Origin of the sequence: Streptomyces solincola (assembly GCF_002982015.1) — a bacterium.
Lineage (GTDB): Bacteria > Actinomycetota > Actinomycetes > Streptomycetales > Streptomycetaceae > Streptomyces > Streptomyces solincola.
The window spans coordinates 1-12,067 of sequence record NZ_PVLV01000230.1 but is presented as its reverse complement, the minus strand read 5'-3'; the positions used below and the strand labels follow the sequence as shown (position 1 = coordinate 12,067).

Genomic DNA, 12,067 nt, shown 5'->3' with positions numbered 1-12,067 from the left:
ACCCACCGGCGTGCTCCCCCCACACCCCGGACCGCCGGGCGCCGCGCGCCCACCACCAGAACAGCCAGGAATCCGATGGAGGAGCACACCACCATGCCAGGCCACTCTCGTCGCCGGTTCATCAGAGACGTCGCGGTGGTGGGCGGGGCGACGGCCGTCCTGCCTGCCGTCGCCACCGCCCCGGCCCTCGCCGCTGACGCGCCGGCGCTCGCCGCCGACGGGATCGAGGCCGCCCTCGTCACGGTGAAGCCCGGCGACCGCCGCTACCCCGACCTGGCCTGGGGCAGCAACCAGCGCTGGGTGGGCACCCCGGACGCCGTCCAGCTCCCCGCCACCCCGGCCCAGGTCCTGACCGCCGTCCAGCAGGCGGTCTCCGGCGGCACGGGCTTCGCGGTGCGCAGCGGCGGGCACTGCTACGAGGACTTCACCGGCAACGAGCGGGTCCGCACCCTGATCGACCTGTCCCGGCTGGACGCGGTCGGCTACGACGCCTCGCGCAAGGTGTTCTACGTCGAGCCCGGCGCCCGCCTGGGCGACGCCTACCGGGCGCTGTACCACCAGTGGGGCGTCACCCTGCCCGGCGGGAGCTGCCCGACGGTGGGCGTCGGCGGCCATGTGGCCGGCGGCGGCTACGGCCCGCTGTCCCGCAGGCACGGCCTGATCATCGACCACCTGTGGGGGGTGGAGCTGATCACCGTCGACGCGGCCGGCAAGGCGTCGAAGACCGTCGCCACCCGGGAGGCCAACGACCCCAACCGCGCCCTGTGGTGGGCGCACACCGGCGGGGGCGGCGGCACCTTCGGCGTGGTCACCCGCTATCTGTTCCGCTCACCCGGCGCCACCGGCTCCGCGCCCGCCGATCTGCTGCCCAAGCCGCCGTCGGAGGTGCTGATCTCCAACGTCACCTGGTCGTGGAGCGGGATGACCGAGGCCGCCTTCACCCGCCTGCTGCGCAACTTCGGGCGCTGGTACGAGGCGAACAGCGGCGCCGACTCGCCGTACGCCACGCTGTTCAGCCAGCTCAAGCCGCAGCACAAGTCGGCCGGCCAGTTCTCGATGACCACGCAGATCGACGCCGCCGCGCCGAACGCCGCCGGCCTGCTGGACTCCTATCTGGCCGCCGTCAACGAGGGCACCGGCGTGAGCTACCGGGTGGACGACCGGCGGAAGGTCTCCTGGCTGCACGCGGTCACCCAGTGGCCGGGCTTCACCGGCACCGACACCACCACCCGGTTCAAGGGCAAGTCCGCCTACATGCGGCGCGGCTTCACCGACACCAACCTCAAGGCGTTCTGGACCCACATGACCCGCACCGACTACGCGCACCCCGGCTCGCTGGTGATGATCACCGCGTACGGCGGGAAGACCAACACCGTCGCGGCCGCCGACACCGCCGTGTCGCAGCGCGACTCGGTGCTCAAGCTGCACTACGCCAGCTTCTGGACCGACCCGGCGCAGGACGCCGCCCACCTGAAGTGGATCCGCACCTTCTACCAGGACGTGTACGCGGCCTCCGGCGGCGTCCCGGCCCCCAACGCGGACACCGACGGCTGCTTCATCAACTACGCCGACGCCGACCTGGCCGACCCAAGCCTGAACACCTCGGGCATACCGTGGCACGAGCTGTACTTCAAGTCCGGCTACCGGCAGCTCAGGACGGTCAAGGCCCAGTGGGACCCCAAGAACCTGTTCAACCACGCCCTCTCGATCCCGGCGGTGTGACTGTGAGCCCGAAGACCCCTCCTCCGCACGGCACCGACCCGGGCTGGTCCCGCCGGCGGCTGATGACCGGCGCCGCCGCGCTGGCCGGCGCGGCCGCCGTGCCCGCCGCCGGCCCCGCCCACGCGGCCGCGGCCCCGGCGCCCGCGGCCCCGTTCCCGGCCACCGCCGTGCGCCCCGCCGACGCCCGCTACCCGGACCTGGTGCGCGGCGTGAACCAGCGCTGGAGCGCCCGGCCGGAGAGCGTGAGGCTGGTCGCCACCACCGAGCAGGTCGCCGCCGCCCTCCAGCAGGCGGCCGACGCCGGCAAGCGGCTCACCGTGCGCGGCGGCGGCCACTGCTACGAGGACTTCGTCTTCAACGACGCCGTCGAGACGGTCCTGGACCTCTCCGAGATGACGGACGTCCGCTACGACGAGCGGCGCCGCGCCTTCGAGGTGCAGGCCGGCGCCACCCTCACCGACGTCTACGAGCGCCTGTACAAGGCGTACGGCGTCGTCGTGCCGGGCGGGGTGTGCTACTCGGTCGGGGTGGGCGGCCACGTCAGCGGCGGCGGCTGGGGCATGCTGTGCCGCCGCGACGGCCTGGTCGTGGACCACCTGTACGCCGTCGAGGTGGTCACCCTGGACGCCCGGCGCAAGGTCCGCACGGTCATCGCCACCCGCGAGCCGGACGACCCGAACCGGGAGCTGTGGTGGGCCCACACCGGGGGCGGCGGGGGCAACTTCGGGGTGGTGACCCGCTACTGGTTCCGCTCCCCCGCGGCCACCGGCGACGCCCCGTCCTCGCTGCTGCCCAGGCCCCCGGCCGAGGTGCTGCTGAGCGCCGTGTCCTGGCCGTGGGAGCGGATGACCGAGCGGTCCGTGATCCGCCTGGTGCGCAACTACGGCGCCTGGCACGAGGCGCACGCCCGGCCCGGCGGGCCGTACGACGGCCTGGTCGCCAACCTCAGCCTCAGCCACCGCTCCAACGGCCAGATCGGGCTGCTGACGCAGATGGACGCGACCGTGCCGGACGCGCGCGGCCTGCTGGACGCCTTCCTCCGGGAGATCGCCGCCGGTGTCGACGTGAGCCCCGGCGCGCTGACCACCGGGGTCGGCGAGCACGGCCCGATGCCGGAGTACGCCACGCCCCGCAGGCTTCCGTGGCTCCAGGCCACCCGCTACCTGGGGGTCACCAACTCGGTGCTGGCCGACCCGACCCTGCGCGGCGACCAGAAGTCGGCGTACGCGCGGCGCTCGCTGTCCGAGGCGCGGATCGCGGTGATCCACCGCCACCTCACCCGTACCGACTTCGCCAACCCCAACGCGATGGTGCTGCTCAGCTCCTACGGCGCGGCCGTCAACGCCGTGGCGCGCACGGCGACCGCCTCGGTGCACCGGGACTCGGCGTTCAAGCTGCTGTTCCAGGCGTACTGGAACACGCCCGACGAGGACGCCGCGAACATCGGCTGGCTGCGCGAGGTCTACGAGGAGGTGTACGCCGGCACCGGCGGCGTCCCGGTCGCCGACGAGTCGACCGACGGCGCGTACGTCAACTATCCGGACATCGACCTGAGCGACCCGCGCCGCAACCGGTCCGGGGTGCCGTGGAGCACGCTCTACTACGGCGAGAACTACCCGCGGCTCCAGCGGGTGAAGGCGGCCTTCGACCCGACCGACTTCTTCCGGCACGGCCAGTCGGTGAAGCTGCCGGGCGCCTGAGCGGCCGCCCCTCCGCACGGCCCGAGAAGCCCGCCCGACCTCGTCGGGTGGGCTTTTCTGTACTGCTCGGTCTCGATGTTCCCCGTCGGATGTTCTAGTCTCGCAGTATGGCCAGGACCAAGGAATTCGACCCCGACGCGGTGCTCCAGCGCGCGATGGACCTCTTCTGGGAGCGGGGCTACGAGGCGACGTCGCTGGCCGACCTCGTGGAGCACCTGGGCATCGGCCGGGCCAGTCTGTACGCCACCTTCGGCAGCAAGCACGACCTGTACCTGGCCGCCATGCGGCGCTATCTGCGCGACAGCGCGGCCGGCTTCGTCACCGAGCTGGCCCAGCCCGGGCCCGCCCTGCCGGCGGTGCGGGCCTTCGTGGCGGGCTGGGTCACCGACGCGGTCACCGACTCCCGGCGCCGCGGCTGCCTGGTGGTGAACGCCGCGGTGGAGCTGTCCCCGCGGGACCCCGAGGTAGCCCGGCAGGTCGAGGTGAGCTGGAGCGTCGTGGAGACCGCGCTGGTCTCCTGCCTGCTGCGGGCCCAGGCGCAGGGCGAGCTGGCCGTCGACAAGGACCCGCGCGCGATCGCCCACCTGCTGCTGGTGGTGATGCAGGGGGTGCGGGTGTTCGCCCGGGCCGCCCCGGACGCCGAGCGGCTGAACGCCGCCACCCGTCTCGCCCTGGCCGCCCTGGACTGAGCGGCGGCCCCGCCGTCAGGAGGCGTCCCGGGCCATCTCGGCGACCACCCGCTGCCCGCGCCCGGGGGCGGTGTCCAGCCGGGCCAGCACCGCCGGCACCGCGATCGAGGGCAGCAGGTAGTCCAGCAGGGTGCCGACGTGATGCTCCAGGTCGTGCCCGTCCGGCACCCCGTCCAGCACCAGCGCCGCCCCGGTCCAACTGCTCATCACCAGCCGCGCCGCCTCGCCCGGATCCACGTGCGGCAGCGTCTCGCCGCGGCGCACCGCGTCCTCCAGGATGCCCGCGAGCAGCTCGATCCACTCCGGCCAGGCGGTGCGCAGGCTGCCGCGCACCCCCTTGTCCACCGCCAGCCGCAGCGCCGCGGCCAGCACCGGCTCCCGGGGCAGCCGGTAGGCCAGCGCCATCGCCGCGTCCACCAGCTCCTGCAACCGGATGGGCTGCGACCGCACCCCCTCGGTGGTGACCGCCTCGTCCAGCACCCCCTGGGCCAGCTCCTCCTTGGAGGCGAAGTGGAAGTAGACGGCGCCCCTGGTCAGTCCGGCGCGCTGGGTGATCTCGCCGATGCTGGCGCCCTCGTACCCGTGCTCCAGGAACGTCGTGGCGGCCGCTTCGAGCAACTGCCGGCGGGTGCGCACGCCTCGTGCCTGCGATGCCAAAGTGCTTCCTCGTCTTCAGGTGGCCGGTGTCTTCACGGTCGCCGCGTGCACGTGGCCGCTGTCCCGGGGGGCTCGGAGTCTTCAAGTGATCGTTGATGGCGGACCGGATTAGTGGAACGCTGAGTATGCAATCTCTTTCCCGGGGCGGCCCCCTCGCGGTGATCTCCCCGGCATCAGCGTATGGGGGGAAGACGACATGCCCGAACAGCTGTCCGCGGCCGTCGGCCGATCGAGACGACAGGCCGCCGGGACGCTACCCGACGGGCCCGCCGGACCGGACTGGTCCCGCGAGATACCGATGGACCATCTGCACCTGTCCCACCGCTCCTCGGTGCACCTGACCGCCTGGGCCGAGACCGGACCGGGCGAGTTCGCGTTCACCGCGCTCTGGCCGGAGGCCCGCGGCGGCCGCCCGCCCGCTCCGGGCGGGCACGCCGGCCCCGACCCGCTGCTGGTCGCGGCCACCTACCGGCAGGCCGGTCTGCTGGCCGCGCACTCGGCGTACGGGATGCCGCGCGCCGGGGAGACGCTGCTTCAGAATCTCGGCTTCACCGTGGACCCCGGGCAGATCCTGCCCGCCGACGGCCCGGTGGCGCTGGACGTCACGGCCCGCTGCACCCCTTCGGGGCTGCGCGGCGGGGTGCCGGCCGCGCTGCACATCGCCGCGGAGTTCCGGCACGCCGGGGCGGTGCTGGCGCGTATCGAGTCCGACTTCTCCTGGATGTCGCGGGCGGTGTACCGCAGGCTCCGCGGCGAGCGGGCCGGCGTGACCGAACCCGTCGCGCCCCCGCCGGAGCCGGTGGACCCGGCGTCGGTCGGCCGCGCCGCGGCGCGGGACGTGCTGCTCGCGCCGGCCGGGCCCGGCCGCTGGCGCCTGCGCAACGAGACGCGCAACCTGCTGCTCTTCGACCACCCGGTGGACCACGTGCCCGGCCTGGTGCTGGTCGAGGCCGCCCAGCAGGCGGCGTACGGGGCGGCCGGTCCGGGCTTCCGGCCGGTGTCGGCGGCCACCTCCTTCGGCAGCTACGTCGAGCTGGACTCGCCCTGCCTGGTTGAAGCGGTCGTCCGGCGGGCGGGGGGCTGCGCGGCGCTCACCGTGGACGTGGTGGGGCGACAGGACGGGCGGACCTGCTTCACCGGCACGGTGTCCGGGCTGCCGGCCGAGGACTGAGCGCGCCGGCCGGGGGTCGGGCGGGGCGGCGCGGAGGCTTCCGCCGTCGCCCCGCTCACCGGGCGGACACGGTACGGGATCGTGGTTCACCGGTCAGCCGTTGGTGAAGCCGCCGTCGACGGGGACCACGGCGCCGGTCAGGAAGGGCGAGCGCCCGCTGCACAGCCAGGCCGCTGCCTGGGCGATCTCCTCGGGGGCGGCGATCCGGCCCTGCGGGGTCATGCCGGTGACCGCCTTCTCCAGACCGGGGTTGCGGCCGAACCAGTCGTCGGTGATCTCGCTGCGGGTGGCGCCGGGCGCGATGGCGTTGACCCGGATGCCGCGCGCCGCGTACTCGGCGGCCGCCGCCCTGGTCAGGCCCACCACGGCGTGCTTGGCGGCGATGTAGGGCGCGGATGCGGGGATCGACACCAGGCCGCCGACGCTGGAGGTGTTGACGACCGCGCCGCCCCCGCCTTCCAGCATGGCGGCGATCTCGTGCCGCAGGCAGTTCCACAGCCCGCGCACGTTGACCTCCATCACCCGGTCGTACACGGCGTCGTCCAGCAGGTGCAGCACCGTCTCGCTCCCGCCGCCGGCGCCCGCGTTGTTGAACGCCGCGTCCAGTCGGCCGTGGCGCTCCACCGCGTGCCGCACGGCGCGCGCCGCGTCCTCGGGGCGGGTCACGTCGGTCACCACGTAGGACGCCTGGTGCCCGTCGCGGCGCAGCTCGTCGACGAGTGCGGCGAGCCGTTCCTCCCGGCGGGCGGCGAGGACGACGGCGGCGCCCTCGGCCGCGAAGACGCGTGCGGCGGCGGCGCCGATGCCGCTGCTGGCGCCGGTGATCAGGGCCGTCTTGCCGCCGAGCAGTCGGTGGTCGTCGCTCACAGTCGTGGTCTCCCCGTGTCGTCCGCGTCCGCGGCCGCCGCGTCCGCCTCAGCGGACCCTACTTCCCCGCGCTCCCCGCGTCCCGGGCGGGTTGGCGCCGTCGCGGGCTCCGCGGCCGGTGCGCCGAACCAGCGCCGCAGCGCCCGGCGCAGTCCGTCGGCGTCGGCGGCCGCGCCGGCCGGCAGGCTCCAGGCCGCGTAGCCGTCGGGCCGCAGCAGGACGGCGTCCACGGTCAGCTGCTCCTCGGCCCGCGCCGTGACGACGTCGACCCGACCGGTCCAGCCGGCGGCGGCCCGCCGCGTGTCGGCCCGGTCGGCCAGGTCGAGCAGGACCGGCCGCCCGGCGTGCAGCAGCGCCGCGAGGCCGGTGGCGCCGCGGTCCGTCTTGAGCGCCACCTCGGGCACGAACCGGCCGGCGAGCCGGTCGGCGGGGCGCCCGACGTCGTAGGCGATGTCCTCGCCGGAGACCATGCCGGCGAGGTACGCGTTGACCTCGGGCACGGTCATGAGGTCGGCGAACAGCGTGCGCAGGGCGTCGGTGACGGGGCCGGGCCGCATCAGCGCCACCTGGGCGCGGACGTTCTCCAGCACCCGCGCGGCCACCGGGTGCCGCTCGCTGTGGTACGTGTCCAGCAGTCCGGGCGGGGCGTCCCCCCGCACCTCGGCGGCGAGCTTCCAGCCGAGGTTGACGGCGTCCTGCAAACCGGTGTTGAGGCCCTGTCCGCCGGCCGGGAAGTGCACATGGGCGCTGTCCCCGGCGAGCAGCACGCGGCCGGCCCGGTACCGCTCGGCCTGTAGGGCGGCGTCGCTGAACCGGGAGAGGTGGCGGGGCGCGTCCATCTCCACCGGGTGGCCGGTGATCCGCTCGACCTCGGAGCGGAACTCCTCGAAGGTGACGGGTGAGTTGCGGTCGGGGTGCGGGCCGCGGAAGTCGTAGGTGCCGACGCGGCTGCGGCCGCCGGGGCCGACCCAGAAGATGGTCCAGCCGTGCTCGGTGCGGTTCCAGCCGCGCGGGGCGCCGCCCGGGTCGGCCAGCCGCACCTCCCCCATCAGGCACGAGATGGTCGGCAGCGTCCCGGTGAACGCGATGCCGGCGGTGCGCCGCACCGCGCTGCGGGCCCCGTCGCACCCCACCACCCAGCGGGTCCGCCAGACGCGCTCGCCGCAGTCCTGGCGCACCGTCACCCGGACGTGGTCCTCGTCCTCCTCGACGCCGGTCACCTCGGCACCGCGGACCACCGACGCGCCCTGGCGGACGGCCCGGTGGGCGAAGACGTCCTCCGCGTACGCCTGCGGGCTGCCGATCATGGCGGGGAACTCCGCGACGGCCGGGGCCAGATCGAGGCTCGGCAGGCCGCCGAAGTGGAACGGCACGTACGGCTGCGGGGCGCGCCCGGCGGCGTGGCCGGGCTGTACGGCCTCCAGCAGGCCGCGCCGGTGCAGGGTCTGGGCGGTCCGGGCGTGCAGGGTGCCCGCCTTGGACTCGTCCGAGGGGTGCGGTTCCCTCTCCAGTACGGTCGTACGGACGCCGTACAGGGTCAGTTCACCGGCCAGCAGCATGCCGACCGGCCCGCCGCCCACGATCATCACGTCCGCGTCCACGGGCGCGGGCTCCTCTCGGTACGGCATGGGTCGGTCCGTCAGACGTACTGCAAGGACTCGCCGCGCGGCGGCTCCAGGGCCTGGTCCCGGACGGCGGACACGGTCACGATGGCCTGCGCCACGGCGCTGAGGGTGGTGTGCCGGTGCCAGCCGGCGAAGGTGCGCCCCTCGAAGTCCGTCGCGCCGGTCTTCGTGCCGATGTCGGTGAAGTCCCGGTCGACCCGCTCGGTGAGGCGGCCCAGGCGGACGACCAGTCCGGCCGGCGCCTCGGTCATGTTGGACAGCCACAGCTCCCGGGTCCTGCGGTCGCCCGGGCGCTGGGCGCCGACCAGCCGCAGCAGCGGGGTGCCGGGGCCCGGGGAGAGGACGACGTCGGTGCTGGTGACGCGGGCGGTCTGGCCGTCCGGGCCGGTGGCGGCCCAGCGGACCTGGGAGGAGCGGACGTCCGCCCCTTCGGCGAGGTGCTGCGCCGAGACCATCCGCACCGCCCGGCCCTCGCGCATGGCCCGGCGGGGTATCAGCCGGGTGGCGCCGCCGATCCGCAGGACGAAGGGGACGCCCGCCGCCGAGAAGTGGCCGACCAGCGCGGTGACGTCCTCCTCGCGGGCCTCGGCGACCACCGGCCGGGGGCGCAGGCCCCATCCCCGGAGTTCGAGCGCGACCGCGGCTGCGGACGGGACGTCGTCGTCGGCGATGATCCCGGGCGGGATCTCCGCCCGACGTCTGCGCTCGGCGTCGGCGAGCCAGGCCGCGCAGAGCCGCAGGCGCGAGTTGACCGGCGTGCTGTGGGTGTCGTTGGCGAGCCAGAGGCTGTAGGCGCGCTGGTTGTTGACGACGCGGCCCATCTGCGGGACGAACGACTCGGTGACGCCGACGGTGTGCTCACCCGCCTTGATCACCACCATCGGCTTGACCACCCAGGCCAGCGGGTCGAGGGCCTGGTCGAGGTCGGCGGCCAGCGCCCGGCGCACCGGGACCCAGTCCCAGGACGACTTGCTGATGAAGTGGTGCAGCCGCTGCTCGACCGCGCCGCCGCCGCACGTCGAGGCGATGGAGCGCATCGACTTGCGGCTGGTGAGCGAGAGCAGTCCCGAGACGTACAGCTCGCCGTTCTCCCGCTGGTCGCGCCGGGGCAGCGACATCAGCATGCGTCGGCTGTATTCAGTCACGAGATCGTCGGCGACGCCGCTCCAGACGATGTCGTGTGTTCGATGGGATCGGTGTGCGTCCACGTCGAGCATCCCTCCGCCGGACACCTCGCCCGCGCACTGTTCAGCGCCGGATCCGGAGCCCCCCACTGTCCGTTAGCGGCCCCTAGTTGAACACACATTCTGTATTTTGACCATCGCCTTCCACCCCTCCTCGCCCCCGTCCGACCCCGCCGAGAGCCGCCGGACGCCCACCCCTCTGCCGTATCTCCGCAGCTCAGAGCCTTCCCTCCAGCGATCTTCAAGATCCCGTCAAGCGGTCCTCACGGTCCGCCGCCGCGTCCCGGGCGTCCCGCCGACCGACCCGAAAGCAAACCGACCGTTCAATTGAATTCGATCCCGCGGACTCGCCCGCGACCACCGGATCCGACTCACCCGCGGGTGGCTGTACCACTCACCGACGGCAACGGCCGGACAGGGCGGACCGGCACTTTCCGGCCAGCGGCCTATGCGCGGCGCATGTTCCCCCGACTGCCGGCCGGAGACGTCCGGCCGGGTCCCGGACCCGGCGCGCTCCGGCTCGCCGTGCCTCCGGACCGCCGCGCCTTCGGCACGCCCCCGGGCGGCCGTCCCCTGGACCCGGGGCGGCGCGGCCACCCGCCCCTCGGCCTGGCGGCATGGCGGCATGGCGAAGTGTGCGTACGTGCGGGAGAGTTGCGGACGCCCGGCCGGATCCTCGCCGCCGCCGTCGCGGCTCGACGCCGCCGCGAGGGCCGGGACCTGCCCTGGACATGACTACGGGCCGGATGCGCGTGTCCGCGAATCCGGCCCGTGATCTACGACTGTCACCAGTCGGGACGACAGGATTTGAACCTGCGACCCCTTGACCCCCAGTCAAGTGCGCTACCAAGCTGCGCCACGTCCCGATGCGCGCGTCCGGGCGTGACCGCCGCGGTGAGCGCGCACCCCCACATTACCTCACCTGCCGAGGTGCTTTGCGCAGCCCGGGCGGACAATGGCGGGATGGACGGCACGGACAGCACGGACGGCACGGGCGGCGGGGCGGACCGGGACCGGGACGCGGAGGGGCGGGCCCGCAGCGCCCGACCCAGGGACGGGCTGGGCCGGCCGCTGCCATACGGCGCCGCCGGGGTGGCGCGGCAGCCGGAGGGAGTCGAGCGCACCCCGGAGGAGACGGTCCGGGAGGCCCAGCGGCTGCTGGCGGCCGGGGCGCCGTTCCACGCGCACGAGGTCTTCGAGGACGCCTGGAAGTCGTGCGCCGGGCCGCGACCCGAAGAGCGGGAGCTGTGGCGCGGGCTGGCCCAGTTGGCGGTGGGGCTGACGCACGCGGCCCGCGGCAACGCGGCGGGCGGCTCCCGGCTGCTGCTGCGCGGCGCGGACCGTATCGCGCCGTTCCGCTCGCCGTACGGGATCGACGTGCCGGGACTGGCGGCGTGGGCCCGCGCGCTGGCGGCCCGGCTGGACGACGGCGACGGCGCACCGGTGGACCCGGCAGCCCAGGCGCCCCGCCTGACCTGACCGGACCCTCTCGGGCCTCAGGCGCCGGCCGGGGCGAGGCCGAGGGCCGGGAGGAGGACCGCGTCGACGAAGGCGGGCAGCGCGTCGCGATCGGCGAAGCGGTCCTCGAAGAGCCGCTCGACGCGCAGGACGCCCAGGAAGGCGGGGGCGACGAAGTCGAGGGCGGGGTGGTCCGCGGCGATCTCGCCGCGTTCGGCCGCGCGGTGCAGGATGCCGTCCAGGGCGGCGACCTCCGGGTTGATCACCGTCTCCCGCAGGGCGCGGCGCAGGTCGGGATGGTGCAGGTAGGCATGGCCGACCGCCTCCATCAGGGCGGTGTCGCGTCCCCGGCGGTCGCTCGCGGCGCGGGCGGCCGCGCGCAGGTCCCCGGCGAGTGAGCCGGTGTCGACGCCGGTGAACAGAGCGCAGCGGCTGGTGTCCAGGGCGGCGGTGACCAACTGGGACTTGGTCTTCCACTGGCGGTAGAGGGTGGCCTTGCCGCACTTGGTGCGCGCGGCGACGCCCTCCATGGTGACGGCGTCGTAGCCGCGCTCGCGCAGCAGGTCGAGGACGGCTTCGAAGAGTTCCCGCTCCCGTTCGGGGGTGATCTTGCTGCGGCGCCCGGCCGGAGCGGCGGGGGCGGAGCCGGGGGCGGCCTGGGTGGACATCGGTGCTCTCCCGTCGAGCGAGGGCGCGACGAGCGCGCCGTGGCGGCGCCCGTCCGGTCCGGGACCGCTCGTACGAGGGTAGAGCGCGCTCAATCGAGACGCAAACGTTCCGATACGCTTGCGTCTCGATAAGAACGGATCTACGCTTCCGTGGTCCACCCGCCGGGCGGACCCCGCGCCGCCCCGACCAGGGCCGCGCCACCGCACGTCGAAGGAGCCGCAGATGGCTGCCGGGTCGTCCGCCGGAGGAGCCGAGGCGGTCGGAGGCATACGCCGGGGAGCGGCCGCCACGGCCCCCCGGCCCCCTACCGCCTGGCGCTTATACC

Annotated in this window: 10 protein-coding genes and 1 tRNA gene; 5 read left to right on the top strand and 6 right to left on the bottom strand. The window is 74.6% G+C overall.

Annotated elements, in window-relative coordinates; all coding sequences use genetic code 11:
- Positions 1-93 precede the first annotated feature (93 nt).
- The 3 genes from C6N75_RS16255 to C6N75_RS16245 all read left to right on the top strand — a co-directional run bounded on the left by C6N75_RS16255 (position 94) and on the right by C6N75_RS16245 (position 4,111).
- Positions 94-1,722 (top strand): FAD-binding oxidoreductase, encoded by a 1,629-nt coding sequence (locus C6N75_RS16255; RefSeq protein WP_105869626.1) that lies wholly within the window; start codon positions 94-96, stop codon positions 1,720-1,722.
- 62 nt (positions 1,723-1,784) lie between these two features.
- Positions 1,785-3,422, top strand: a complete 1,638-nt coding sequence (locus C6N75_RS16250; RefSeq protein WP_105869625.1) for an FAD-binding oxidoreductase — start codon at positions 1,785-1,787, stop codon at positions 3,420-3,422.
- Positions 3,423-3,529: 107 nt separating this feature from the next.
- Complete coding sequence (locus C6N75_RS16245; RefSeq protein WP_105869624.1) at positions 3,530-4,111, top strand: TetR/AcrR family transcriptional regulator; 582 nt, start codon at positions 3,530-3,532, stop codon at positions 4,109-4,111.
- 15 nt (positions 4,112-4,126) lie between these two features.
- Here the strand turns inward: C6N75_RS16245 and C6N75_RS16240 are convergent, their stop codons facing one another.
- Positions 4,127-4,768, bottom strand: coding sequence for a ScbR family autoregulator-binding transcription factor (locus C6N75_RS16240; protein ID WP_105869623.1), 642 nt, complete (start codon positions 4,766-4,768; stop codon positions 4,127-4,129).
- Positions 4,769-4,964: 196 nt separating this feature from the next.
- Here C6N75_RS16240 and C6N75_RS16235 point away from each other — a divergent pair, with 196 nt between their 5' ends.
- The gene (locus C6N75_RS16235; RefSeq protein WP_105869622.1) at positions 4,965-5,939 is read left to right on the top strand and encodes a ScbA/BarX family gamma-butyrolactone biosynthesis protein; all 975 of its coding nucleotides are present in this window, start codon (positions 4,965-4,967) and stop codon (positions 5,937-5,939) included.
- Between the two features lie 93 nt (positions 5,940-6,032).
- Here C6N75_RS16235 and C6N75_RS16230 read toward each other — a convergent pair whose 3' ends face one another.
- The 4 genes from C6N75_RS16230 to C6N75_RS16215 form a co-directional block, all read right to left on the bottom strand.
- Entirely contained in the window at positions 6,033-6,806 is a 774-nt protein-coding gene (locus C6N75_RS16230) for an SDR family NAD(P)-dependent oxidoreductase (protein ID WP_105869621.1), read from the bottom strand.
- Complete coding sequence (locus tag C6N75_RS16225) at positions 6,803-8,434, bottom strand: FAD-dependent monooxygenase (protein WP_105869620.1); 1,632 nt, start codon at positions 8,432-8,434, stop codon at positions 6,803-6,805. Before C6N75_RS16225 ends, C6N75_RS16230 begins: the two co-directional genes overlap by 4 nt.
- A gap of 11 nt (positions 8,435-8,445) precedes the next feature.
- Entirely contained in the window at positions 8,446-9,648 is a 1,203-nt protein-coding gene (locus C6N75_RS16220) for an IS701 family transposase (RefSeq protein WP_105869619.1), read from the bottom strand.
- Positions 9,649-10,407: 759 nt separating this feature from the next.
- Positions 10,408-10,481: transfer RNA gene (locus tag C6N75_RS16215), tRNA-Pro, on the bottom strand.
- A 97-nt stretch (positions 10,482-10,578) separates the two neighbouring features.
- On the opposite strand from C6N75_RS16215, the gene C6N75_RS16210 reads away from it, so the two are divergent.
- Positions 10,579-11,094 (top strand): DUF309 domain-containing protein, encoded by a 516-nt coding sequence (locus C6N75_RS16210; RefSeq protein WP_105869618.1) that lies wholly within the window; start codon positions 10,579-10,581, stop codon positions 11,092-11,094.
- A 17-nt stretch (positions 11,095-11,111) separates the two neighbouring features.
- Here the strand turns inward: C6N75_RS16210 and C6N75_RS16205 are convergent, their stop codons facing one another.
- Positions 11,112-11,741, bottom strand: a complete 630-nt coding sequence (locus C6N75_RS16205; RefSeq protein WP_105869617.1) for a TetR/AcrR family transcriptional regulator — start codon at positions 11,739-11,741, stop codon at positions 11,112-11,114.
- Positions 11,742-12,067 lie beyond the last annotated feature (326 nt).

Coding starts and splice junctions, on each gene's coding strand:
- C6N75_RS16220 (WP_105869619.1), bottom strand. CDS start 9,648: ATGCTCGACGTGGACGCACACCGATCCCATCGAACACACGACATCGTC.
- C6N75_RS16225 (WP_105869620.1), bottom strand. CDS start 8,434: ATGCCGTACCGAGAGGAGCCCGCGCCCGTGGACGCGGACGTGATGATC.
- C6N75_RS16205 (WP_105869617.1), bottom strand. CDS start 11,741: ATGTCCACCCAGGCCGCCCCCGGCTCCGCCCCCGCCGCTCCGGCCGGG.
- C6N75_RS16210 (WP_105869618.1), top strand. CDS start 10,579: ATGGACGGCACGGACAGCACGGACGGCACGGGCGGCGGGGCGGACCGG.
- C6N75_RS16255 (WP_105869626.1), top strand. CDS start 94: ATGCCAGGCCACTCTCGTCGCCGGTTCATCAGAGACGTCGCGGTGGTG.
- C6N75_RS16235 (WP_105869622.1), top strand. CDS start 4,965: ATGCCCGAACAGCTGTCCGCGGCCGTCGGCCGATCGAGACGACAGGCC.
- C6N75_RS16250 (WP_105869625.1), top strand. CDS start 1,785: ATGACCGGCGCCGCCGCGCTGGCCGGCGCGGCCGCCGTGCCCGCCGCC.
- C6N75_RS16245 (WP_105869624.1), top strand. CDS start 3,530: ATGGCCAGGACCAAGGAATTCGACCCCGACGCGGTGCTCCAGCGCGCG.